This window comes from Streptomyces sp. V4I8, from assembly GCF_041261225.1.
In the GTDB taxonomy this organism is placed as follows: domain Bacteria; phylum Actinomycetota; class Actinomycetes; order Streptomycetales; family Streptomycetaceae; genus Streptomyces.
In genome coordinates, this window is record NZ_JBGCCN010000001.1 from 9,151,690 (window position 1) to 9,176,297 (window position 24,608).

The 24,608-nt window shown below is 71.3% G+C and carries 22 protein-coding genes; 16 read left to right on the plus strand and 6 right to left on the minus strand.

Going from position 1 to position 24,608, the window contains the following annotated elements; all coding sequences use genetic code 11:
• Positions 1-231: 231 nt before the first annotated feature.
• Positions 232-1,398, plus strand: a complete 1,167-nt coding sequence (locus ABIE67_RS41550) for a transglycosylase family protein (protein WP_370266734.1) — start codon at positions 232-234, stop codon at positions 1,396-1,398.
• Here the strand turns inward: ABIE67_RS41550 and ABIE67_RS41555 are convergent.
• Positions 1,388-2,560 carry a DMT family transporter gene (locus ABIE67_RS41555; protein ID WP_370266735.1) on the minus strand — a complete coding sequence of 391 codons (1,173 nt, stop codon included), beginning with the start codon at positions 2,558-2,560 and terminating at the stop codon, positions 1,388-1,390. The genes ABIE67_RS41550 and ABIE67_RS41555 overlap by 11 nt on opposite strands.
• A 210-nt stretch (positions 2,561-2,770) precedes the next feature.
• Here ABIE67_RS41555 and ABIE67_RS41560 point away from each other — a divergent pair, with 210 nt between their 5' ends.
• From ABIE67_RS41560 to ABIE67_RS41580, 5 genes are all read left to right on the plus strand, one after another.
• Positions 2,771-3,526, plus strand: coding sequence for a (2Fe-2S)-binding protein (locus tag ABIE67_RS41560; protein ID WP_370266736.1), 756 nt, complete (start codon positions 2,771-2,773; stop codon positions 3,524-3,526).
• Between the two features lie 41 nt (positions 3,527-3,567).
• Entirely contained in the window at positions 3,568-4,719 is a 1,152-nt protein-coding gene (gene glgA / locus ABIE67_RS41565) for a glycogen synthase (protein ID WP_370266737.1), read from the plus strand.
• A gap of 51 nt (positions 4,720-4,770) precedes the next feature.
• The gene (gene glgC / locus ABIE67_RS41570) at positions 4,771-5,991 is read left to right on the plus strand and encodes a glucose-1-phosphate adenylyltransferase (RefSeq protein WP_370266738.1); all 1,221 of its coding nucleotides are present in this window, start codon (positions 4,771-4,773) and stop codon (positions 5,989-5,991) included.
• Between the two features lie 464 nt (positions 5,992-6,455).
• Entirely contained in the window at positions 6,456-7,793 is a 1,338-nt protein-coding gene (locus tag ABIE67_RS41575; protein ID WP_370266739.1) for a wax ester/triacylglycerol synthase family O-acyltransferase, read from the plus strand.
• A 105-nt stretch (positions 7,794-7,898) separates the two neighbouring features.
• The gene (locus ABIE67_RS41580) at positions 7,899-9,416 is read left to right on the plus strand and encodes an SDR family NAD(P)-dependent oxidoreductase (protein ID WP_370266740.1); all 1,518 of its coding nucleotides are present in this window, start codon (positions 7,899-7,901) and stop codon (positions 9,414-9,416) included.
• 5 nt (positions 9,417-9,421) lie between these two features.
• On the opposite strand, the gene ABIE67_RS41585 is transcribed toward ABIE67_RS41580, so the two are convergent.
• Positions 9,422-10,276: an SDR family oxidoreductase gene (locus tag ABIE67_RS41585; RefSeq protein WP_370266741.1), complete on the minus strand. Its 855-nt coding sequence runs from the start codon at positions 10,274-10,276 to the stop codon at positions 9,422-9,424.
• Between the two features lie 25 nt (positions 10,277-10,301).
• A complete protein-coding gene (locus ABIE67_RS41590; protein ID WP_370266742.1) occupies positions 10,302-10,697 on the minus strand; it encodes an HD domain-containing protein in 396 nt (131 codons plus the stop codon).
• A 477-nt stretch (positions 10,698-11,174) separates the two neighbouring features.
• Here ABIE67_RS41590 and ABIE67_RS41595 point away from each other — a divergent pair, with 477 nt between their 5' ends.
• From ABIE67_RS41595 to ABIE67_RS41610, 4 genes are all read left to right on the plus strand, one after another.
• On the plus strand, positions 11,175-11,348 hold the full coding sequence (locus tag ABIE67_RS41595; protein WP_370266743.1) for a hypothetical protein: 174 nt from the start codon (positions 11,175-11,177) through the stop codon (positions 11,346-11,348).
• Between the two features lie 66 nt (positions 11,349-11,414).
• The gene (locus ABIE67_RS41600; RefSeq protein ID WP_370266745.1) at positions 11,415-11,906 is read left to right on the plus strand and encodes an N-acetyltransferase family protein; all 492 of its coding nucleotides are present in this window, start codon (positions 11,415-11,417) and stop codon (positions 11,904-11,906) included.
• 80 nt (positions 11,907-11,986) lie between these two features.
• On the plus strand, positions 11,987-12,565 hold the full coding sequence (locus tag ABIE67_RS41605) for a TetR/AcrR family transcriptional regulator (RefSeq protein WP_370266746.1): 579 nt from the start codon (positions 11,987-11,989) through the stop codon (positions 12,563-12,565).
• Positions 12,566-12,588: 23 nt separating this feature from the next.
• Complete coding sequence (locus ABIE67_RS41610; RefSeq protein WP_370266747.1) at positions 12,589-13,791, plus strand: GDSL-type esterase/lipase family protein; 1,203 nt, start codon at positions 12,589-12,591, stop codon at positions 13,789-13,791.
• 110 nt (positions 13,792-13,901) lie between these two features.
• On the opposite strand, the gene ABIE67_RS41615 is transcribed toward ABIE67_RS41610, so the two are convergent.
• Positions 13,902-15,245, minus strand: a complete 1,344-nt coding sequence (locus tag ABIE67_RS41615; RefSeq protein WP_370266748.1) for an amidase — start codon at positions 15,243-15,245, stop codon at positions 13,902-13,904.
• Between the two features lie 248 nt (positions 15,246-15,493).
• On the opposite strand from ABIE67_RS41615, the gene ABIE67_RS41620 reads away from it, so the two are divergent.
• Entirely contained in the window at positions 15,494-17,329 is a 1,836-nt protein-coding gene (locus tag ABIE67_RS41620) for a family 20 glycosylhydrolase (protein WP_370266749.1), read from the plus strand.
• A 47-nt stretch (positions 17,330-17,376) separates the two neighbouring features.
• Complete coding sequence (locus ABIE67_RS41625) at positions 17,377-18,918, plus strand: alpha-L-fucosidase (RefSeq protein ID WP_370266750.1); 1,542 nt, start codon at positions 17,377-17,379, stop codon at positions 18,916-18,918.
• 61 nt (positions 18,919-18,979) lie between these two features.
• On the opposite strand, the gene ABIE67_RS41630 is transcribed toward ABIE67_RS41625, so the two are convergent.
• Complete coding sequence (locus ABIE67_RS41630) at positions 18,980-19,414, minus strand: hypothetical protein (protein ID WP_370266751.1); 435 nt, start codon at positions 19,412-19,414, stop codon at positions 18,980-18,982.
• 113 nt (positions 19,415-19,527) lie between these two features.
• Between ABIE67_RS41630 and ABIE67_RS41635 the strand changes: the two genes are divergently transcribed.
• Positions 19,528-20,205, plus strand: coding sequence for a helix-turn-helix transcriptional regulator (locus ABIE67_RS41635; RefSeq protein WP_370266752.1), 678 nt, complete (start codon positions 19,528-19,530; stop codon positions 20,203-20,205).
• A 28-nt stretch (positions 20,206-20,233) separates the two neighbouring features.
• On the opposite strand, the gene ABIE67_RS41640 is transcribed toward ABIE67_RS41635, so the two are convergent.
• Entirely contained in the window at positions 20,234-21,280 is a 1,047-nt protein-coding gene (locus tag ABIE67_RS41640) for a LacI family DNA-binding transcriptional regulator (RefSeq protein ID WP_370266753.1), read from the minus strand.
• Positions 21,281-21,463: 183 nt separating this feature from the next.
• On the opposite strand from ABIE67_RS41640, the gene ABIE67_RS41645 reads away from it, so the two are divergent.
• From ABIE67_RS41645 to ABIE67_RS41655, 3 genes are read left to right on the plus strand one after another with little or no spacing between them, the layout of a single operon-like run.
• Entirely contained in the window at positions 21,464-22,753 is a 1,290-nt protein-coding gene (locus ABIE67_RS41645; protein WP_370266755.1) for an ABC transporter substrate-binding protein, read from the plus strand.
• 6 nt (positions 22,754-22,759) lie between these two features.
• The gene (locus ABIE67_RS41650; protein WP_370266756.1) at positions 22,760-23,695 is read left to right on the plus strand and encodes a carbohydrate ABC transporter permease; all 936 of its coding nucleotides are present in this window, start codon (positions 22,760-22,762) and stop codon (positions 23,693-23,695) included.
• Positions 23,692-24,603: a carbohydrate ABC transporter permease gene (locus ABIE67_RS41655; protein ID WP_370266757.1), complete on the plus strand. Its 912-nt coding sequence runs from the start codon at positions 23,692-23,694 to the stop codon at positions 24,601-24,603. Before ABIE67_RS41650 ends, ABIE67_RS41655 begins: the two co-directional genes overlap by 4 nt.
• Positions 24,604-24,608 lie beyond the last annotated feature (5 nt).

Sequence of the window (24,608 nt, forward strand, 5' to 3'; positions counted from 1 at the left end):
GACGTGCCGGTACTCCGACCGCACATCCGGGGTGGCGCGATGTCGCGCAGGCAGATACGCACGAAAGGCCCCGGCGCACTCAGCCGTCCCGTGCGCCGTGCGGGCGCCGGGCAACGTGCGCCGGTTCCGCGCCACTTGGCGCGAAGAGGAGGCTGAATTGCCGTCTTGTCATGGCCTGTTCGCAGCGCTTACTTTTGCCCCTCCTGACGCATGTCAATGGGGGGCTCCGTCATGGCCGTACGCGGTCGGCACCGCCGGTACCAGCCGAACAGGATCAACCGCGCCTCACTCACCGTCACCGCGGGCGGCGCCGGAATGGCGCTCCCCTTCATCGGCACCGGCGCCGCGCAGGCCGCCGACGTGAGCACCTGGAACAAGGTCGCCGCGTGCGAGTCGACCAGCCGGTGGGACGTCAACACCGGCAACGGCTACTACGGCGGACTGCAGTTCGCCCAGTCGACATGGGAGGCCTACGGCGGCACCCGGTACGCGGGGCGAGCGGATCTGGCCACCAAGGACCAGCAGATCGCCGTCGCGGAGAAGGTGCTCGACGGGCAGGGGCCCGGCGCCTGGCCGGTGTGCTCGGTGCGGGCCGGGCTGACCCGGGGCGGGGACACACCTGACATCCACCCCGCGGGCACCGGCCGCACCGGTCAGAAGACCTCGGTCCAGGACGTCCAGCCGCAGACCACCCCCCAGTCACGGGCGGGCACCGCCGAGATGTACACCGTGGTCCACGGGGACACCCTCTCGGGGATCGCCGAGTCGCAGAAGGTCAGGGGTGGTTGGCGGGGCCTGTACACGGCGAACCGGAAGACCATCGGAGCGGACCCCGATCTGATCCTGCCGGGGCAGCGGCTCGCGGTGCGCGGCAAGGCGGCCACGACGACGGACGCGCCGAAGGCCACCCCGCGGCCGACCCCCAGGGCCACCCCCGAGAAGACCTCCTCGGACCGCGACCAGAAGCGCGAAGAGCAGGCCACGACGACCAGCCGCTCGCTGGTGTCCCCGGTGAGCGCCTCCTTGGGCACCCCGTACCGCAAGGCCGGTTCGTCCTGGTCGAAGGGCTACCACACCGGCGTCGACTTCGCCGTCCCGACCGGCACCTCCGTGAAGGCCGTCGGGGCCGGGAAGGTCGTGAGCGCCGGGTGGGAGGGCTCCTTCGGCTACCAGGTGGTGATCCGGCACGCCGACGGGCGCTACAGCCAGTACGCCCATCTCTCGGCGATCTCCGTCAAGGACGGGCAGTCGGTGGGGGCGGGGCAGCGCATCGGCCGCTCCGGGTCCACGGGCAACAGCACGGGTCCGCATCTGCACTTCGAGGTGCGGACGGGGCCCGGCTTCGGCTCGGACATCGACCCGGTGGCGTACCTCCGGGCCGGTGGCGTCAGGATTTGACGCGGATCCGGTGCCGGTCGAGGACCGGTGTGGGCACGTAGGGGCCGCCGTAGAAGGGGCCGTAGAGGTTCGGGGGCTCGCTCTCGGGGTGCGGCGGCTCGCCGTCCTCGTACGCGCCCTCCGCGACCTGGGCCGGTATGAGGATGCCGTCGATCCTGTCCGGTACGACGATCTCCTCGCTGTCCGGCACCAGGATCTCCTCGCCCGGCCTCGCTCCGGCCTGCTCGGGAAGGCCGGCGAGCAGCTCCTCGCCGTACACCGGACGCATGGCCGGCGCGGGCAGGGCCGCCGAGCTCGCCGGCTCGGGCAGCGCGGCCGTGGACTCCGCCGCCGTGCGCGCGATCCGCTCCGTCGTCAGCAGGATCAGGCCGCCCGCCGCCACCACACCGCAGCCCAGCGCGAGCACGGTGCCCGTGGTGCCGTACCGGAAGGTCTCGCCGAACATCGTGATGCCGACCGCGGCCGCCACGACCGGGTTCACGACCGTCAGTGTGGCCAGCGGTGCCGCCAGTCCCGCGCCCCGGTAGGCGGCCTGGGACAGCAGCATGCCGGCCGTCGCGAAGACGCCTATCGTGGCCAGGGCGGGCGCGTCGGCCATCGACACCCCGCCGTTCCAGTCCACCGCCACGACCTTCGTGAACACAGAGGACATGCCGAAGGCTATGCCGGACCCGGTCGCGAGCAGCATGCTGCGCACCGCCGGGTGGCGGTGGGCCGCACGGCCCGCGATCATCAGCGCCACCACGATGCCGCCGGTCACCAGGGCCACGCCCACCCGCTCGGCGGTGGCCAGCGACTGCGACTCCGAGGAGCCGACCAGGGACAGCAGGCCGGCGAGACCCACGGTCGCCATGATCGCGCCCCGCCAGGCCGTCGAACCGGCCCTGCGGCCCACGAACAGCGCCGCCATCGGCAGCGCGAACACGATCGTCAGCGCACCCAGCGGCTGCACCAGGCTCAGCGGACCGAAAGCCAGCGCCACCACGTGCAGCAGCCCACCGAGGCCGTTCAACGCGACCGCCGCCCACCAGCCCGGCCGACGCATCGGCGCGAACTGCTGTCCCGGGGAGGACACCGCGACACGCTCCTGCACGATCGCCCCGCCCGCGTACGCGACCGCGGAGACGAGCGACAGAAGCACGGACAACGCGAGGGCGCTCATGAGCTGCTCCTCTGCGTGAGGCGGGGGCGGTGACCCCGGCGTGGCGAACGGTCGGCTCTCATGACCAACACGATGCCGCCAAATCCTCTTCCCGTCGTCGTACCAGAGCACGCACTGTGTCGTACTGCCGATGGAGTATTACGGCGCCGGTCTCATCCCACAGGCGGGTGACCCCTGGGGGAGACCCTCAGGTGATAACCCCGACGGACCTTGGTACTACTGCTCTTCGTGGACCTCGACCCCGAACTCGCCGCGCTCCGGCCGCTCGGCGGCTTCTTCGTACTACGCACGGCAGGGGCGGCTCTTCGGCCACTGCCGACCCTGGCGGACGCGTACGCGGAACCCCCGTCGGAACCTCAGGGAAGCCCCTTGGCTCTCCGCGTCCGGAAGGTCGCGAACGCCCTGCGCGCCCCCGAGCCGCGGATCGCCGCCTCCGTCGCCCAGCAGGGCCTCGCGGCCCGGCTGTGGTCGGTGACCCTCGGCTGCGCCACCCAGTACGGCCGCATCCCCGGCCTCGACCCGCGCCTGCTGCACTGGGACCCCGAGGGCAGCGCCCCCGACGACCTGTGGCTCACCGAGGTGCACCCGCTGCCCGCGGACCCGGCGAGCATCGCGGACGTCGTCCTGCACACCCACCTGGAACCGCTGACCGCAGCCCTCCACACCCGCTACCGCGTCGCCGCCGGCCTGCTCTGGGGCAACGCGGGATCGGCGCTCGCGGGCGCGGCGCGCCAGCTGGAGCAGTGGGCGCGGGCCAACGGCCGTACGGACGCCGCCGCCCGCACCCGAGCCCTGACCGCGGAACTCCTCGGCCACCCCCTCCTCGCCGGCACCGGCACCCTCACCGGGACCGCGTTCCGGCGCCGCAGCTGCTGCCTCTACTACCGGGTGCCGGGCGGCGGCTTGTGCGGCGACTGTTGCTTCACACGAGCACCGCGCTCTTCCCCACACGCCACATCTGGGTGACCATGAAAGGGCAACCAGCCGCTGAGAACAGGGGGTTCCGGGTGCGTGTGGGACTGCTGACCCGGGAGTACCCGCCGGACGTGTACGGCGGCGCGGGTGTCCATGTCGAGTTCCTCGCCCGGGAGTTGAGGGATCTCGTCGACCTGGAGGTGCACTGCTGGGGCGAGGGCCGCGGGGTGGGCGTGCAGCGCCACCGCCCCTGGTCCGCGCTCGACACCGCCAACGACGCTCTGCGCACCTTCTCCGTGGACCTCGCCATGGCCGCCGGCCTGGAAGGCCGCGAACTCGTGCACTCCCACACCTGGTACGCCAACCTCGCCGGCCACCTCGGCAAGCTCCAGTACGGCATCCCGCATGTGATGACCGCCCACTCCCTGGAGCCGCTGCGCCCCTGGAAGGCCGAGCAACTCGGCGGCGGATACGCCCTGTCGAGCTGGGCCGAGCGCACCGCGGTCGAAGCCGCCGACGCGGTGATCGCCGTCTCCGGGGCCATGCGCGAGGACATCCTCGGCTGCTATCCGGCGCTGGACCCGGACCGCGTCCACATCGTGCACAACGGCATCGACACCACGCTCTACCGGCCCGACCACCGCACCGACGTCCTCGCGCGTTTCGGCCTCGACGCCGACCGCCCGTACGTCCTCTTCGTCGGCCGCATCACCCGCCAGAAGGGCGTGCCGCATCTGCTGCGCGCGGTACGGGACATCGACCCGGCCGCACAGGTCGTGCTCTGCGCGGGCGCGCCCGACACCCCCGAGATCGACCAGGAGTTCCGCGATCTCTACCAGGAGCTGAGCCGGGTCCGCGAGGGCGTGCACTGGATCCCGCAGATGCTGCCGCGCCCGGAAGTGATCCAACTCCTGACGCACGCAGCCGTGTTCGTCTGCCCTTCGGTGTACGAGCCCCTCGGCATCGTCAACCTGGAGGCGATGGCCTGCGGGACTCCCGTCGTGGCCTCGCGGGTCGGCGGCATCCCCGAGGTCGTCGACGACGGCGGGACCGGCCTGCTCGTCCCCCTGGACGACGACTTCGAGGCGGGCCTCGCGCGGGCGCTGGACTCGGTCGTCGGTGACCCGGAGACGGCCCGGCGGATGGGCGAGGCCGGACGGGAGCGCGCGGTGGGGGAGTTCGGCTGGGACGCGGTGGCCCGGCGGACGGCCCGGCTCTACGGGGAGATCCTCAAACAGGCTTAGGGCGCGCCGCACAGGGGCAGGCTGGGATCAACCAGGGTGAGGGGAGCGGCCATGCGTCGTGGCGGACCTTCGGTGCTCGGCATCGTACTGGCGGGCGGAGAAGGCAAGCGCCTGATGCCCCTGACCGCGGACCGCGCGAAACCCGCGGTCACCTTCGGCGGAACGTATCGCCTCGTCGACTTCGTCCTCTCCAACCTCGTCAACGCCGACATCCTGCGCATCTGCGTCCTCACGCAGTACAAGTCGCACTCACTGGACCGGCACATCACCACGACCTGGCGCATGTCCAGCCTGCTCGGCAACTACGTCACCCCGGTCCCGGCCCAGCAGCGCCTCGGCCCGCGCTGGTACCTGGGCAGCGCGGACGCGATCCTGCAGTCCCTGAACCTGGTCTACGACGAACGCCCCGAGTACGTCGCGGTGTTCGGCGCCGACCACGTGTACCGCATGGACCCGCGCCAGATGCTCTCCCAGCACATCGAGAGCGGCGCGGGCGTGACCGTGGCGGGCATCCGCGTGCCGCGGGGCGAGTCGTCGTCCTTCGGTGTGATCAGCCCCGGCTCGGACGGCCTCACGGTGGAGCGCTTCCTGGAGAAGCCCGCCGACCCGCCGGGTCTGCCGGACGACCCGGAGTGCGTGTTCGCCTCGATGGGCAACTACATCTTCACCACCAAGGCCCTCATCGAGGCGCTCCAGCGGGACGCCGAGGACGAGAACTCCGTGCACGACATGGGCGGCTCGATCCTGCCGCAGCTCACCGACCGGGGCGAGGCCCAGCTGTACGACTTCAGCGCCAACCACGTTCCCGGCGAGACCAACCGCGACCGGGGCTACTGGCGGGACGTGGGCACCCTGGACGCGTACTACGACGCCCATATGGACCTCATCGCCGAGCGCCCCGCCTTCAACCTCTACAACCGGAGCTGGCCCATCTACACCCACTCCAACCAGCTCTCCCCGGCCCGCTTCAACGCGGGCGGCATGGCCAGCGAGTCCATCATCAGCGCCGGGTGCCTCATCCGCGGCCAGGTCACGCGGTCCGTGCTGTCGCCGGGGGTCGTGGTCGACCCGGGGGCCGTGGTGCAGGGGGCCGTGCTGCACGACAACGTGCGCATCGGGCGGGGCGCGGTGGTGCGGGGAGCCGTGCTCGACAAGAACGTCGAGGTGCCCCCGGGCGCGACGATCGGCGTCAACCCGGAGCGGGACGCGGAGCTGTACACCGTCTCCAAGGGCGGGGTGATCGCGCTGGGGAAGGGGCAGCGGGTTCCGTAGTCGATCCGGACCGCTGGTCCTACCGGGCCGACCGGCTGGGCCTGCTGGGGTGGCAGGACATGCCGGCGATGACCGCGGGGGTGAGTCGGCCGTATCGCCGAGCAGGCGAAGGCCTGAGGCCCGACCCGGGTCAGTCACGCCCGGGGGCGGCGCAGCAGTCGTACGTCGACGTCGACCCGGCGGGCTACACCGAACGGGTTCCTGACCCATGACCGTGGGGTGCTCGAACGGGACGCGAAACGGCTCAGGTCCGCTCATCCATGACCCTCCCGGGTGACACCGTCCGGATGCCCGGTGCCGCTACCCGTGCTGAAGTGACCTCATATGCACCATGAGTCCCGCCCCTTATCGCTAGGGGCGGGACTTAATCTGCCGTTAACTGAGCGTAGCTTGATCGTACTTGACTGTAATCGCCAGAGGGCGATTGACTGCTGGTCCACCCTTCGTCGACGCGAGGCAAGCCATTGACTTCCGACCTGCTCGCACCTCTCGACCTGGCGTTCTGGAACATCGAGTCCGCAGAACACCCCATGCACCTGGGCGCGCTGGGCGTCTTCACGGCGCACACGCCCACCGCCGGCGCCCACGCGGCCGACCTGCTCGCCGCCCGCGCCGCCGCTGTGCCGGGACTGCGGATGCGGATCCGGGACGCCTGGCAGCCGGTCGGCCTCCTCCAGCCGCTCTCGTTCGGCGGTGCCACCCGCGAGCCCGCCCCCGACTTCGATCCGCTCGACCATGTGCGGCTGCACGCCCCGACCTCCGACTTCCAGGCGATGGCGGGCCGGCTCATGGAGCGCCCGCTGGAACGCGGCCGGCCACCGTGGGAGGCGCACGTGCTGCCGGGGGAGGACGGCGTGTCGTTCGCCGTGCTCTTCAAGTTCCACCACGCCCTCGCCGACGGACTGCGGGCGCTGACGCTCGCCGCCGCCGTCCTGGACCCCATGGACATGCCCGCCCGCAAGCCCCGCCCGGAGGAGCCCCGAGGCAGCCGCGTCCCGGATGTGCGCAGGCTGCCGGAACTGGTGCGCGGCGCCCTCTCCGACGTGGGCCGGGCCCTCGACATCGGCGCCTCCGTCGCCGTATCGACCCTGGGGACGCGCTCGTCGGCCGCACTGACCGCCGAGCCGAGCGGGACCCGCCGCACCGCGGGAGTCGTCCTCGACATCGACGACGTGCACGTGATCCGCAAGGCCGTCGGCGGCACCGTCAACGACGTCCTGATCGCCGTCGTGGCGGGTGCCCTGCGCCGCTGGCTCGACGAGCGCGGCGACGGCAGCGAGGGCGTCGCGCCGCGCGCCCTGATCCCCGTCTCCAAGCGCCGGCCCCGCACCGCGCACCCTCAGGGCAACCGGCTCTCGGGTTACCTGATACGGCTCCCGGTCGACGACCCCGATCCGCTGCGCCGCCTCGCCACGGTGCGCACCGCCATGGACCGCAACAAGGACGCCGGCCCCAACCGGGGCGCGGGCGCCGTCGCCCTGCTCGCCGACCACGTCCCGGCGCTAGCCCACCGGCTCGGCGGACCGCTGGTCGGCCAGGCCGCCCGGCTCTGGTTCGACATCCTGGTCACCAGCGTGCCGCTGCCCGGAATCGCTCTGAAGCTCGGCGGTCACCAGGTCACCGAGGTCTTCCCGTTCGCCCCCTTGGCCCGCGGCCAGTCCCTGGCGATCGCGATCTCGACGTACCGCGGGCGCGTCCACTACGGGCTCGTCGCCGACGCCGAGGCCGTACCGGATCTCGATGTGCTGGCCAAGGCCGTGTCCGAGGAGGTGGCCGCGCTGATCACCGCCTGCGGCCCTTGATCGTCACCGGTTTTTGGAGGACCGGCCCGGCGCTCCGTAGAATTCCCCGTTCGAAAGCAGGCGCGGTCGGAGCGCCGCACGGGTGATCAGGGAAGCGGCAGCGCGATGACGGTGACAGAGGAAGGCCCGGCGACCACGGACGAGGTCGTGCACGAGCCCGGTGACGCGGTCGCGTACGGCCCCGGCATCGACCCGGAGCGGCTGGCCGTCTGCCTCAGCGTGCTCGACGAACTCGACAAGCTGGAGGTCGACCACCCCGACGCGATCGCCGTGCGCCGGGCCACCGCCGGCATCTACCGCACCGTCAAGCAGCGCCGCCGCCAGGAGCGCCGGGCCGCCAAGACCGCCCACGACAAGGCGGTCACGGAGGCCACGGCCACCGGCTCCGCCCAGCGCATCGACGACGAGACCGAGGGCATCCTGCCGTCGTCGGTCACCGAGGCGGGCAGGATCGCGGGGATACTCCAGCGTCCGCGCTCCTGCTACACCTGCAAGACGCGGTACGTGGAAGTCGACTACTTCTACCACCAGCTCTGTCCGGACTGCGCCAGCCTGAACCGCGAGAAGCGCGACGTCCGGGCCGACCTCACCGGCAAGCGCGCCCTGCTCACCGGCGGCCGCGCCAAGATCGGCATGTACATCGCGCTGCGGCTGCTGCGCGACGGCGCGCACACGACGATCACCACGCGCTTCCCGAAGGACGCCATCCGCCGCTTCAAGGCCATGGACGACTCCGGCGACTGGATGCACCGCCTGGAGGTCGTCGGCATCGACCTGCGCGACCCGGCGCAGGCCGTGGCCCTCGCCGACCGGGTCGCCGAGGCGGGCCCGCTCGACATCCTCGTCAACAACGCGACGCAGACCGTACGCCGCCTGCCCTCCGCCTATGCCGCCCTGGTCGACGGCGAGAGCGCCCCGCTGCCCGCCGGTGAGCTCCCCGCCCACCACGTCATCGGCGCCTTCGGCTCCGGCGCGGTCGACGGACTGGCCTCCCTGCCCGCCGGAATCTCCGGCATCGACGCGCAGCAGGTCGCCGACCTCGCCCTGGTCGCGGGCAACGCCAGCGTGGCCCGGCACCTCGACGGCACGGCCATCGACGCGGGCGGCCTCGTCCCCGACGTCGTCGACTCCAACACCTGGGTGCAGACCATCGAGCAGATCTCCCCGGTGGAACTGCTCGAGACCCAGCTGTGCAACTACACGGCGCCGTTCATCCTGATCAGCAAGTTGCGGCCGGCGATGGCGGAGGCCGCGAAGAAGGCGGCGAGCGGGCGCGCGTACGTCGTGAACGTCTCCGCGATGGAGGGCGTCTTCGGGCGTGGCTACAAGGGTGCGGGGCATCCGAACACGAATGCGGCCAAGGCCGCGATGAACATGGTCACGCGGACCAGTGCGCAGGAGATGTTCCAGAGCGACGGCATTCTCATGACCTCGGTCGACACGGGGTGGATCACCGACGAGCGTCCTCACTTCGACAAGCTGCGGCTTGCGGAGGAGGGGTTCCATGCTCCGCTCGACCTGGTGGACGGGGCGGCTCGGGTGTACGACCCGGTGGTGCGGGGTGAGGCGGGCGAGGATCTGTACGGGGTCTTCCTGAAGGATTACGCGCCGGGTAAGTGGTAGGTCGCTCATGGGGTGGGTGACTGCGGCAGTGGGAGGCTGCGGGTTGTAGGGGGCCGGTCGCGCCCATGCGGCGGAGCGGCACATTGGTACAGCCCCGCGCCCCCAGGGGGTTGCAGTGCCGCCCGCACCCGCGTCCCCCCGTCCACCAGCAGGTCCGTCCCCGTCACCCACTCCGCCTCGTCCGACGCCAGCCACACCACGGCACGGGCGATGTCGTCCGGCTCGCCGATCCGTCCCAGCGGGAGGGCGGCGGCCGTCCCCTCCTCGTTCGGCTCCCACGCGAACCGTGCCATCTCCGTGCGGACGAGGCCGGGGGATACGGAGTTGAACCGCACCTTCGGGGCCAGCTCGCCCGCGAGCTGCTGGGTCAGGTGGAGGAGGGCCGCCTTGCTCGTGCCGTAGGCGCCGATGTTGGGGCCGACATGTCCGGCGCCCTCCGTGCAGATGTTGATCACCGAGCCGCCGTGCTCGCGCATCCAGGCCCGCCAGGCGCTCTGCACGAGTCGTAGCGGTGCCTCGACGTTCACGGTGAAGGCCTCGCGCCACGCCAGTGGGTCGACGTCCACGAGCGGGCCGTACGGCAGGTTGGTGGCCGCGTTGTTCACCAGCACGTCGATCCGGCCGAACGCGCGCAGGGCCAGTTCCACGACCGCCCGCAGATGATCAGGGTCGGCCACGCTGCCGGCCGCCCCGACGCCGCCCAGCTCGGCGGCGGTCCGCCGCACCTCGTCGGCGTCCCGCGCGGTCACGCACACCAGCGCACCGGCCCGCGCCAGGTGCTCGGCGACCGCTCGGCCGATGCCGTGCGTACCGCCGGTGACGACGGCGGCCCTGCCCCGGAGTGCGTACGACGACGTCATCGCCGTACCGTCTCATGACGGGCCGTCAGTCAACAGCCCCGAGACGCGAGTGCCGTGCCGCCACCAGTTCCAGGACCGTGCGCCAGTCCTCCAGGACCCCGGCGTCGAATCCGGTGGCCCGGCTCTCCTCGATCGCCAGGCGCAGGCGCAGCGCGTCTTCGTCGGTGCCGGGGTGGTGGCGGCGGACGAGGCGGTGGACGCGTTCGCCGAGCAGCGGCCGTACGGCTGCCGCCGCGTGCTCGGTGCGGCGGATCTCGTCGCCGGGGGCCAGCAGCCGCCCGATGTCGTGCACCAGACCCGCCACTTGGAGTTCCTTGTCGGCGGGGCGGCTGCGGCGCAGCAGCGCGGCGGTCCGCAGCGCGGGCTGGTGCGGGCAGGCGTACAGCAGATCCATCAGCTCTTCGACACTGCGCAGCTCCATGCGTCAGTCCTCCCGCCGGCCGGCCGGCCGTTGCCGTCCGTCAGCAGATCATGGCCGCCTTGCGATCCGGCCAACGGGACTTGAACTGCGCGGCGCGCTGGGGTCGTACGCCGGGCGGCGGACTGTTGTTGAGCCGAACGAGTGACGAATAAATGCCGCAATTCATAGTGAAGAAGGAGATGGGGGGCAGGTGAAATCCGGTCGACTCCGGATAGTTACGCCTTGTTTGCAGCCCCATCGAGCGGGTACCCGCTCATTTGGTTAATCTGTAGCAGACGGACAGCACTACAGGGTCCCAACCCACACCCATGGTCCGTCCCGGGACATGCCGGTGCACAACGGCCTGCTCTCCGACCAGTACACCGGCGCCACCGCGTCCGAGCCGACTTCGAGTAAGACCCGAGCGGGCGTCAGGTACTGGACCGCAGACTGGACCGGCCCCGCCCCGAGGGTGATCCGACACATAAGGAGTGCGCGGTGACACCTGAGAACGCGAATCGCGAACAGCGCCCCAAGGAACGCACGGAGCGCGCGGGCCGCCGGTCCAAGGAGATCGGCAGTCTCGATGTGTGGGCCAGGTCAGCCCCCATCCGCCTGGCGGGCTACGAGGACGACCTCGCCGAGCCCCACATCCTGCCCAGCGTCGACTGACGGGTCGGCGGGCGGGGCAGAACCCTTCGCGATCGCCGACCGCATGGGCGTGCGAGACTCACGCCCATGCTGATCAGAGAAGCCGCGGCCGACGACTGGCCGCGGATTTGGCCTTTCTGGCACCGGATCGTCTCCGCCGGCGAGACCTACGCATGGGATCCGGACACCTCCGAGGACGCCGCCCGGGCGTTGTGGATGAGCCCCGCCAAGCGCGTCTACGTCGTCGAGGGCGACGCCGGAAGGGTCGTCGCCTCCGCCTACGTCACCCCCAACTACGGCGGCCCCGCCGCCCGTATCGCCAACGCCGGCTTCATGGTCGACCCCGACCACGGCGGGCGCGGCATCGGCCGGGCCCTCGCCGAGTACCTCCTGGCCGCGGCCGAGGCCGACGGCTACCGGGGCATGGTCTTCAACGCCGTCGTCGAGACCAACCCGGCCGTCGGCCTGTGGACCTCCCTCGGCTTCACGATCCTCGGCACGGTCCCGGACGCGTACGACCACCCCCGGCACGGGCGCGTGGGCCTGCACATCATGTACCGGGCGCTCCAGCCGGCTTAGCTGCCTCCCTTTACGTCCTCCGTGTTTGCCTAAAGGCTTTAGGCAGATGCATAATCGCTTCTGGCGAACGGAGGGCTGTTGTGGCACGCGTGGGACTGACCACGGAACGCCTGGTCCGGGCCGGTGCCGAGCTGGCCGACGAGGTCGGCTTCGAGCAGGTGACGGTGTCGGAGCTGGCCCGGCGGTTCGACGTCAAGGTCGCGAGCCTGTACTCGCATGTGAAGAGCTCCCAGGACCTCAAGACGCGGATCGCCCTGTACACACTGGAGGAGCTGGCCGACCGGGCCGCCGACGCCATCGCGGGCCGGGCCGGCAAGGACGCACTGGTCGCCTTCGCCGACGTCTACCGCGACTACGGCCGCGAGCACCCCGGCCGGGCCGCCGCCGCGCGAATGCGGCTCGACGCCGAGACGGCGGCGGCCGGCGCGGGCGTGCGGCACGCGCAGATGACCCGGGCGATCCTGCGCGGTTACGACCTGACGGAGCCGGACGCGACCCACGCCGTGCGGCTGCTGGGCAGCGTCTTCCACGGCTACGCCGACCTGGAGGTGGCGGGCGGCTTCAGCCACAGCGCTCCCGACTCCGAGGAGACCTGGCGGCGGATCCTCGACGCCCTCGACGCCCTGCTGCGCAACTGGCCCACCGAGCCCACCCTTTGACGACCGGCTGAGGACACGGACACATGGACACCGAGCACGAGTGGATCACTACGCCCGTCACCGCCGACCTCCTGCGCGGCGCCCTCGACGTCGAGCACACCGAGCGCGGAGTGCTGCCGCACCGGCTGCCCGCCCGGGCTCGCGCCCAGAACACCGACGGACAGCTGGCCATGGCCGAGTCACAGCCCTCCGGCGTACGGCTGGCGTTCCGCACCCGGGCCACCGCCGTCGAACTCGACGCGCTGCGCACCAAGCGCGCCTACGTGGGAGCGCCGCCCCGGCCCGACGGCCTGTACGACCTGACCGTCGACGGCCGCCCCGCGGGGCAGGGCAGTGTGAGCGGCGGCAACGTCGTGACCGTGGACATGACCGCCGGGACCGCCGAGCAGCAGCCCGGCCCGGCCGGCACCGTCCGCTTCACCGGGCTGCCCGACGGCGACAAGGACGTCGAGATCTGGCTCCCGCACAACGAGACCACCGAGCTGATCGCCCTGCGCACCGACGCCCCCGTCGAGCCCGCCCGCGATCCGGGCCGCAGAGTGTGGCTGCACCACGGCAGTTCGATCAGCCACGGATCCGACGCCGCGAGCCCCAGCAGCATCTGGCCCGCGGTGGCCGCCTCCCTCGGCGGCGTGGAGCTGATCAACCTGGGCCTGGCCGGGAGCGCCCTGCTCGACCCGTTCACCGCCCGCGCCCTGCGCGACACCCCCGCCGACCTCGTCAGCGTCAAGATCGGCATCAACCTGGTCAACCTGGACCTGATGCGGCTGCGCGCCTTCGGTCCCGCGGTCCACGGCTTCCTCGACACCATCCGGGACGGCCACCCCACGACACCCCTGCTCGTCGTGTCGCCCATCCTGTGCCCGATACACGAGGACACCCCCGGCCCCTGCGCCCCCGACTTCAGCGGCATGAGCGCCGGACGCCTCCGGTTCGTCGCCATGGGCGACACGGCGGAGCGCGCGAGCGGCAAGCTGACCCTGGGGGTCATCCGGGACGAACTGTCCCGGATCGTGAAGCAGCGGGCCGCCGACGACCCGAACCTGCACTACCTCGACGGCCGCGAACTCTACGGCGAGAAGGACTCCGCCGAACTGCCCCTGCCCGACGACCTCCACCCCGACGCCGCCACCCACCGCCGCCTCGGAGAGCGCTTCGCGCGGCTGGCGTTCACGGCCGAGGGCCCCTTCGCGGCACCTGGCCGGCCCGGTCGGGCTCCTCGCTGAGACTTCTAGGGCCTGTCCGGCGGATCAGGCCGGCTCCAAGCAACGGCACCTTGTCGGCGCAGATGGGCGTGCCAGGCCCCGCGACGCCGGCCTGATCCGCCGGACAGGCCCTAGTCCAGCGGCGCCGTCCGCCGCCACGGACGCAGCTCCTCGATCCGCTCCGCCAGCGCCAGCAGCTGCGCCTCCGAGCCCGGACGCCCCACCAGTTGTACGGCGCTCGGGGCGCCGGACGGCAGAGTGCCGAACGGGATCGACATCGCGGGCCAGCCGGTGAGGTTCCACGGCGGAGTCAAGGGCGAGTAGTTGGTGTTGGCCATGACGTTGCGCAGCCAGCCCCGCTCGTGCCAGGGCTCGGACTTGGGGGAGCGGCGGGCGAGAGCCGGGGTGAGCAGCACGTCGTACTCGGCGAAGAACGGCTCCAGCCGCCGGCGCAGCTGCTCCCGGCTCTCGCCGCTCCGCACCCGGCCGACGAAGCGCCGGCCGACAGCGGCGTGCACCCGGGTCCGGCGGGTGAGGTGCCGGGGGTCGAGGCCCCGGGCGTCCACGGCCGTGCCCGCCGTCCAGTGGGTCAGCGAGGTGACGCCCAGCGACATCGGGTACGGCGGGTCGGCGCGCCGCACCTGGTGACCGGCCTTGATCAGCAGCCCGGCGGCCTCGCGGGCGGCGGTCGCGTACGGCTTGCTGATGGCGACCCCGGCGATCGGGCTGCGCAGGGACACCGCGATCCGGTGCGTACCCGGCGCGTCCGGCCGTACGACATCGGTGCCGGCGAGGACCGACAGCATCAGACGGGCGTCCTCGACCGTCGTGGCCAGTGGGCCGTTCTCCGACATGCCGAACCAGTCGCCGTCGCTGACGCCCGCCGGGACCACGCCCGTGCCGGGCTTGATGGTGACCAGGCCGCAGTTGGCCGCGGGAATGCGCAGGGAGCCCATGCCGTCGTTGCCGAGGGCGATAGGCACCATGCCCGCGGCGACGGCGGCCGCGCTGCCGCCGGACGAGCCGCCCGCCGTGCGCGAGGTGTCCCACGGGTTGCGGGCGGTGCCGTGCACGCCCTCGGTGGTGCCGAAGACACACAGCTCCGGCACGTTCGTCAGCCCCACGACCACCGCACCCGCCGCTCGCAGCCGGGCCACGGTCACGTGATCGTCGTCGGATGGGGTGTCCGGCGTCGCCGCCGAACCGATCCGCTTGGGCTCACCGCGCACCGCGAGGTTGTCCTTGACGGCGACCGGCACGCCCGCCAGGGGCAGTTCGGCGAGGTCGGCACGCGAGGCCACCTCCTCGGCCTCGGCGAGCGCGGCCTCGGCCCGCACTCCCCGGAACGCGCCGACGCGGCCGTCCAGCCGCTCGATCCGGGCCAGGTGCTCGGCCACCACCTCACGGGGCGTGGCCCGCTTCTCGCGTACGGCGGCGGCGATCTCGGCGGCGGTCCGGCCGACCCAGCTGGTCACGGCTGCTCCTCAGGGCTTACTCGCGAGTATGTAGGAGAACTCTGCCGGGCGGCGGGGCCGGCGTCGAGAGGCGCCACGCTTGGATATTCGGGAGGGTCTTCTTGGACTTTTCACGGCATCACTTCTCGACTCCGCCCCGCTGACCTGCGCATCATCCGATCAATGAGCCAACTCCGCTCCCTTCGCCTCCCATTGACAGCCCCTGAGGCCCGCCCAATCATCAGACATCCGATGAATGGGAGTGCCTCATGAGGAGACGCTGGAGAGCGGCCGGTGTCCTGGCGGCGCTGACGCTGTTGCTCGCGGCGCCGCTGCCGGCGGTCGCGGCGCAGGAGCAGGCCGCACCGCCGGTCACGGTGCCCGCCCTGGCCGACTGGACACCGGCACCCGGCAGCTACACCTACGAGCGCTCCGCCCGGCTCGTGGCCGACAGCGCCGGCGAACGGCGGGTCGCCGCCACCCTCGCCGGCGATCTCCGCGACGCGGGACACGGCACGGTTCCCGTGGTGCGCGGCGGAGCCCGCTCCGGTGACATCGTTATCGACGTCCAGCCCTCCCGGACCGCCCTCGGCACGGACGGCTACGAACTCCGCTCGGGCGACCGGCTGTCGATCACCGCGGCGACCGAGACCGGCGCCTTCTACGGCACCCGCACCCTCCTCCAGCTCCTCGCCCAGGACGACCGCGTCCCCGCCGGCCGCACGGTCGACGTACCGCGCTACAAGGAGCGGGGCGTCGGTGTCTGCGCGTGCTACATCCACGTCTCGTTGCCCTGGCTGGAGAACCTGGTCCGCGAGATGGCGTACCACAAGCTCAACCAGCTGCTCCTCGAACTGAAGGTGAAGAGTGACGCCCACCCCGAAGCCAACACCTGGGGCTACTACACCAAGGACGAGATCCGCCGCCTGGTCGCCCTCGGCAAGCGGTACCACGTCGAGATCATCCCGGAGATCAACTCACCGGGCCATATGGACCCGTGGATCGAGAACCGCCCTGACCTCCAGCTGACCGACTCCGACGGCGACAAGCAGCCCTCGCGCCTCGACATCACCCGCCCGGAGGCCTTCGCCTACTACACGAGCCTGATCGACGAGTACGCACAGGTCTTCACCGCCGGCTCCTGGCACATGGGAGCCGACGAGTACATGCTCGGCTCCGACTTCGCCAAGTACCCGCAGATCCTCAAGTACGCGCAGGACAGATACGGCCCCGACGCCACACCCCAGGACGCCTTCATCGACTTCGTCAACCGCGTCCACGCCTACGCGGCGGGCAAGGGCAAAAAGCTGCGCATCTGGAACGACGGGCTCACCGGCGCCAACACCGTGCCGGTCACCGCCGGAACGACGGTCGAGCACTGGCTGAACGTGGCGGTGAAACCCAGCCGACTCCTGGCGCAGGGCTACCCCTTGATGAACGCCGCGTACGCCCTCTACCTGGTCCGCGGCGGCTTCCACAGCGACACCAAGGGGCTCTACGACCAGAGCTGGGACCCGCGCGGCTTCGAGGGCGAGAAGCTCGCCTCCTCCGACGGCATCACCGGCGCGAAGATCAGCCTCTGGCCCGACAACGGCCGGGGCGAGACCGAGAACGAGGTCGCCGTCGCCCTGTGGCCGGCACTGCGGCACATCGCCCAGGCGACGTGGGGCGCCCCGCACCCCGACGCAACCTACGCCGAGTTCGCGGCACGCGGCACCGCGGTGGGCCACGCCCCCGGGTGGCGGGATCTGACCCGCGTGCCGGTGGCGGACGGGTCGTACACCTTCCGCACGCCCGGCCGGTCCTTCACCGCCGAGGTGCGGGGCACGGCCGACGGCTACGCGACCGTCCGCACGGCCGACGGCTGCCTGGAGGTGCGGGGCGGAAGGCTCACGCTCAACGTGCCGCTGCAGCCCGGAGTCGAGGCGGCGCCGCAGACCTGCGATCCCGGAAACACCCTCCAGCGCTGGCAGTTGGAGCCGACGGCCGGTGGATACCGGCTCGTCAACGCCATCACCCGGATGACGGTGAGCGTGACGGACGACGGCCGGCTGGTCCAGTACCCGCCGGACGGGCACCCGCCCGCCGTATGGCATCTGACCTGAGGATCGACCCGAGGACTGACCCGAGGACTGACCCGAGGAGCCTTCCCATGGACGTATCCCGACGCGTCTTCGTCGCGACAGCCGCCGTCCTCGCCGCGACCGGCGCCACAAGACCAGCCCTCGCGGCACCCGCAGCCGCACCAGGGGACCGCTACCGCATCCCCGTCAGCCCCGACGACACCGACGCCGACCTGGTCCGCAAGGCCTCCCAAGTCCGCCCCACCGAACGGCAGATCGCCTGGCAGCGCCTGGAACGCACCGCGTTCCTGCACTTCGGCGTGAACACGTTCACCGGCCTCGAATGGGGCACCGGCGACGAGGACCCGGACGTCTTCCAGCCGGCCGGCCTCGACACCGACCAGTGGGCGCGAGCCCTGCGCGACGGCGGCTTCAAGCTCGCCATCCTCACCGTCAAGCACCACGACGGCTTCGTCCTCTACCAGTCCCGCTACACCGGCCACGGCGTGGCATCCAGCAGCTGGCGCGACGGCCGGGGCGACGTCCTGCGCTCCTTCGCCGACTCCATGCGCCGGTACGGCATCAAGGTCGGCGTCTACATCTCACCCGCCGACGAGAACCAGTACCTCCACGGCGTCTACGCCAACGGCAGTGCCCGCACCGACCGCCCCATCCCCACCCTCGTCGACTCCGACGACCGCACACCGTCCCGCTCGTACACCCTCCCGGCCACCGACTACGGCGCCCATATGCTCAACCAGCTCTACGAGGTCCTCACCGAGTACGGCCCGATCGACGAGGTCTGGTTCGACGGCGCCCAGGGCCGCATCCCGCCGGACAAGGTGGAGAAGTACGACTGGGACAGCTGGTACACCCTCGTCCGCTCCCTCGCCCCCGACGCCGTGATCGCCGTCTCCGGCCCGGATGTGCGGTGGGTCGGCAACGAGGGCGGGCTGGCCCGGGAGGACGAGTGGAGTGTCGTACCGGTACAGGAGAAGGACTACGGGCGGACGGACTACGCCCTCTCCTACGACGCTCCCGACATGGGCAGCCGTGCCGCACTCGTCGCCGCGCGCCCGGTGGCGGACTTCCTTCAGTGGTGGCCGGCCGAGTGCGACGTCTCCATCCGCGACGGCTGGTTCTACCACGCCGACCAACAGCCCAAGAGCGTCGAGCAGTTGACGGACATCTACTTCCGCTCCGTGGGCCGCAACTCGGTGCTCCTGCTCAACATCCCGCCGGACACGGACGGCCTGCTGCCCGCCCCCGACGTCGTACGGCTGCGGGAGTTCCGCGAACGCGTGGACCGCGAGCTGCCGGAGGACCTGGCGCGCGACGCCCGGACCACCGTCTCCCCAGGCGTCCGCGCCGTCGACCTCGGCAGGGAGCGGGAGGTGAACCGGATCCGGCTCGCGGAGGACATCCGCCACGGACAGCAGGTGGAGAGCTTCGTCGTCGAGGCGCAGCGCGACGGTGCCTGGACGGAGGTGACCCGGGCGGGGGCGATCGGCGCGAGCCGGATTCTGCTGCTGGCGGCGCCGGTGCGGGCGCGGCGGTGGCGGGTGCGGGTGACCGGTTCGCGGGCCGCGGCGCGGGTGGTGGAGTTCGGGCTGTACCGGTCGCAGGTCTGACGGGGGCGCGAGGGGCGGGCACCCGGGCTGCGGCTGCCCGGGTGCCCGCCCTTCCCTCGGGTCAGTGCCGCCCGGTGCCGTGATAGCGCTGGGCGAGCCGGGCCAGGGCGACCGCGCCGAGCAGCAGGCCGAAGTCGCGCAGCGCGATGTCGTAGTAGTCGGGGATCGTCAGCAGGTTGACGATGATCCCCGCGAGCCACCCGGCCACCAGCCAGCCCCCGAAGCGCGGCGCCACCGCGACGGCCAGTCCGGCGACGATCTCGATGACGCCGACGGCGTACATGGCGGCCTGCGCGCTGCCGGGGACGACATCGTTGATCCACGGGGCGAGGTAGCCCGGCCAGTCGACGAGCAGGTTGGCGAACTTGTCCAGCCCGAACAGCACGGGGGCGACCGCGAACCCCACGCGCAGGATCCAGAACGCCTGGTAGCCGGGGTCGGTGGTGAGGGCATGCCGTGCGGTGACAGGCGCGGACGTTGCGGATGCGGACGCCATGACGCCCCTCCTTCGATGAGCAGCCTTCGATGAAACGACCTTCTATGAACAACTTCTCTTATCGATAGAAGCGCATCCAGTCTCTTTAGTCAATGGCGGTTGGTTTTACACTGGTGTTCGTGGATCACTCGAAGGAAGCACCCCGCGACGACCTCTCCGCCGTCGCCGCGCTGGACGAGCCGACGCGCCGCCGGCTGTACGAGCACGTGGCGCGCAGTACCGACCCCGTGGGCCGGGACGAGGCGGCCCAGGCCCTGGGGCTGGCCCGGCAGACGGCGGCGTTCCATCTGGACCGCCTGGCCGACGAGGGCCTGCTGGACGTCGTCTACGAGCGGCGCAGCGGGCGCACCGGACCGGGGGCCGGACGGCCGGCCAAGCTCTATCGGCGCTCGGACCGGGAGGTCGGCGTCAGCGTGCCGACGCGGCAGTACGAGCTGGCCGGACAGCTGCTGGCCGAGGCGGTGGAGGAGTCCGACACGACCGGAGAGCCGGTCCGTGCGGTGCTGTACCGCAAGGCGGCCGCGCTGGGTGAGCGCCTCGGCGGCGAGGCCATGGCCGGAGTCGTGGACATGCTGGAGCGGTACGGCTTCGAGCCGCGCCGCGAGGGGGACACCGTCGTCCTGGGGAACTGCCCGTTCCACGCGCTGGCGCGCAAACACGTCGAAACGGTGTGCGGCATGAACCTGCACCTGTTGCGCGGCGCGCTCGCCACCTCGGGCGACACCGCCTTCGAGGCGCTCCTGGCGCCGGGGCCGGGCCGGTGCTGTGTGGTGCTGGAGCCGGCCCCCTGAGCCCGTCCGGGAGGGCCGGGCGAGACGTTCACCGAGTGCGCGCCGCTCCCGTGCTCTCCCTCGGGATCAACCGCGGCACCGGCACCCGCACCGCCCGCGCCGGCCCCCCGTCCAGCAGGGCGGTCAGCTCCCGTGCCGCCGTACGCCCGAACTCCACGCTGTCCCGGGACAGCGCGGACAGCCAAGGCTTGACCATGCGGCACAGTGCGGAGTCCTCCCAGGACACCACCGAGACGTCCGCCGGTACCGAGAAGCCGAGTTCGGCCGCGGCGGCCGCCCCGGCGACGGCCATCACGTCGTTGTCGTAGATCAGGGCGGTCGGGGGAGTGGGCCCCTCCAGCACCCGCCGGGTGACCGCCGCGCCCTCGGCGTCGGAGTAGTCGGTGGTCACCGACTTCACCTCGGTCAGGCCCCGGCGCCCGGACTCGGCGCGCAGCGTGCGGATCCGGCGTTCGGTGTGGGCGAGCCCCGGCAGACCGGCGATGTGCACGATCCGCCGGTGACCGAGGGCGTACAGACCATCCACGACCGAGGCCATCGCGCCCGCGTCGTCCGCCCAGACGGTCGAGAGGCCCGGGTGACGCTCGTCGGGTGCGCCGCCGATCACCACGGCGGGCAGGCCGAGTTCGTCGAGCAGGTCCGGGCGGGGATCGTCGGTGCGCGGGTCGACGACCAGGACCCCGTCCACGCGGTGCTCGGCCCACCAGCGCCGGTACACCGCGCACTCGTCGGCGACGTCCTCCACCACCTGGAACAGCAGCCCCAGATGACGCTCCGCCAGCACCTCCTGGATGCCCGAGACGAGCTGCAGGAAGAACGAGTCCACCCCCAGCGTGTCCGCCGGACGCGCCAGGACGAAGCCGACCGTGGCGGCGCCCTCGCCGGACAGTGCGCGGGCCGCCGTGCTGGGCCGCCAGCCGAGCTCCTCGGCCACCTGCCGCACCCGGTCGCGGGTGTCCTCGGACACTCCCGGGCGGCCGTTCAGTGCGAACGAGACCGCGCTCTGGGAGACGCCGGCGTGCCGCGCGATGTCCTTCATCGTGGGACGGCGGGTCGGCGTCCGCTTGCCTGGCATGGTGATTCCTCATTCCCGGGACGCATTCCGGGCCAGTATGCACTAATACGGTTCAGCTGCGTCAACCTAATGCGCATTAGTAACTAAACAAATTAGCTGAGCGAGATGCATTGACGGGCCCGTGGAGCGGCGTGCAAGGTCTCCGTCGTTGGCCAACTCCGCCGCAAAGGAGACCGGTTCGCCGTGCCCATTTCCCGCAGAACCTTCGCCGCTGCCGCCGTCTGTGCCCTACTGCCGCTCAGTGCCTGCGGCTCCGGAACCGACGACGGCGGCTCGTCCGACGCCTCCGGCAGGATCGAGGGCGACATCACCTTCCAGACCTGGAACCTCCGCGCCAACTTCAAGGACTACTTCGAGGGCCTGATCGCCGACTTCGAGAAGAAGTACCCCGGCACGAACGTCAAGTGGATCGACCAGCCCGCCGAGGGCTACGCCGACAAGATCAGCGCCGATGCCGCGGGCGGTACCCTGCCCGACGTCGTCAATGTGTCCCCCGACCTGGTCGCGCCCCTCGCCAAGGCCGGCCTCGCGCTCGACCTCGACAAGGCGGCGTCCCAGTACAGGAAGGAGTACCTGTCCGGCGCCTGGGCCAGCCATCGGATACCGGGCATGACGGGCACGTACGCCTTCCCCTGGTACCTCAACACCGGCCCGCTCTTCTACAACAAGTCCCTCTTCAAGGAGGCGGGACTCGACGCCGAGCAGCCGCCGAAGACGTACGACGAGCTATTCGCCGCCGCGCTGAAGATGGCGGAGAAGACCGACGGCAAGGTCGCCACCCTCGCCAACGTGCCCACCGTCGAGGACTTCGGCCGCTACGGCGTCGAGCTCATGAACAAGGAGGGCACCGCCTTCACCTTCAACGACGCCAAGGGAGTCGAACTCCTCACCAAGTACAAGGAGTTGTACGACGCCAAGGCCCTCGACCCGCAGGCGCTGACCGCAACCCCCGAGTCGTCCGGCAAGAAGTTCCTCACGGGCGCGGTCGCCATGAACCCGGGCAGCGCACTGGACCTCGGCAACTTCAAGAAGCAGGCGCCGAACCTGTACAAGAACATCGGCATCACCGACCAGATCACCAGCACCGGCCACGTCAACATGTACGTGATGGGCGTGATGGTCAACGCGCAGACCAAGCGGGCGCCCGCAGCGGTCGCCTTCGCGCACTACGTCACCGACGCCGAGCACCAGATGTCGTTCGCCAAGCAGGTCGCGATCTTCCCCAGCACCGCCGGCTCGCTCGACGACCCGTACTTCACCAAGGAGGACGGCACCGACGAGACGCGGGTGCGGGTCGCCGCGGCCAAGTCGCTGAAGAACGCGGTCAACTACACGCCCGTGCTGTTCAGCGAGCAGATGAAGACCGAGCTGCGCAACGAGGTCGCCAAGGCCTTGCAGGGCAAGGAGAGCCCCAAGCAAGCTCTTGACAACGCTGTCGAGGCCTGCAATCGGCTTCTTCAGCAGCAGGGATAGCGGGCGATGGCCACCTCGACCGTCTCCCGGGCAGGGCGCCCGGCGCCGAAGGCGGGGCGCCCGGTGCAGCGGGTGCGACGCCAACTGCCCACCAGCCCCTGGCTGTTCGCCGCGCCGGGCCTGCTGATCATCGGCGCCTTCATCCTGTACCCGTTCGTCTCGACGGTGGTCAACTCCTTCACCGACCGCCGCACCCTGATCCCGGGCGAGTTCGTGGGCCTCGCCAACTTCCGTGAACTGCTCGGCGACGAGATGTTCTGGATCGGCCTGCGCAACAGCTCGCTGTACGTCCTCGGAGTCGTGCCCGCGCTGGTGATCCTGCCGCTGCTGCTCGCGCTGCTCGTGCAGAAGAACATCCCCGGCATCACCTTTTTCCGCTCCGCCTTCTACACCCCGGTCGTCGCCTCGATCGTGGTCGTCGGACTGATCTGGGTGTGGCTGCTCGACGAGCGCGGTCTGGTGAACTCCCTGCTGGAGACGATCGGGGTCGGCCGCGTCGGCTTCCTCAGCGACCAGTGGCTGCTCCTGCTCAGCGCCATGGCCGTGACGGTCTGGAAGGGCCTCGGCTACTACATGATCATTTATCTGGCCGCGCTCGCCAACGTGCCGCGCGAACTGCACGAGGCGGCGGCCGTGGACGGAGCGGGAGCCATCCGGCGCTTCCTCACGGTCACCGTGCCCGCCGTCCGCTCCACCATGGTCCTGGTCGGGGCGCTGTCCTCGGTCGCCGCCTTCAAGGTGTTCTCCGAGGTGTATCTGATGGCCGGCCCGAGCGGCGGACCGGCGGGCGAGGACACCACCCTCGTCATGCTCGTCCAGCGCACCGGCACCGGCCTGACCGGCCGGGTCGGCTACGCCTCCGCCATCTCGGTCGTCGTCTTCGTCGTCACCGTCGCCCTGATGCTGCTCGTGCTGCGCGCCGACCGGAGGGACGAGTCATGAGCGTGCTGGAGAAGGTACGGCCCGCCGCTTCGAGGCCGCCGGCCGTCGCGCGAGAACCCCGTGTCACCGACGAGAACGGCCGGCGCATCCGGGTGTGGGAGCTCGTCCTGCGCTATCTGCTGCTGCTCGCCGTGCTCGCCCTCACCGTCGGCCCGTTCCTCTGGCAGCTGTCGACCTCGCTCAAGGGGCCCACCGAGGACATCTTCAGCTCCCCGCCGAAGTTCCTGCCCGGCGACCCCACCCTGCACAACTACGAGCGCGTCGCCGACACCATCCCCGTCTGGGACTACGCCCTCAACTCGCTGAAGGTCGCCACGGCCAACGTCGTCACCAACTGTGTCGGCTCGGCACTCGCCGGCTACGCCCTCGCCCGGCTGCGCTACCGGGGCCGCCGCGCGGCCACCCTGGCCTTCATCCTCGCGATGCTCGTGCCCGTCGAGGGCATCATCATCGCCCAGTTCACCACCATGCGGGAGCTCGGCCTCAACAACACCCTCATCGGTGTCGTACTGCCCGGCTGCGTCAGCGCCCTGAACGTCCTGCTGATGCGCAACGCCTTCCTCAACCTGCCGTACGAGATCGAGGAGGCGGCCTACGTCGACGGGGCCAACGTCTGGCAGCGGTTCCTGCGCATCGCGGTGCCGTCCGTGAAGGGCACCCTCGCCGTCGTCGCGATCTTCGCCTTCATGGGCGCCTGGGACGACTTCCTGTGGCCGCTCATCGTGCTGAGCGACCCGTCCAGGTTCACGCTGACCATCGGCCTCAACTATCTGCACGGCACCTTCGCCAACGACGAACGACTGGTCGCCGCCGGCACGATCATCGCCGTGGCGCCGCTGATCGCCCTCTTCGCCTGTCTCCAGCGGTACTTCTTCCGCGGCGTGGGCGAGGGCGCCGTAAAGGGCTGAACCGC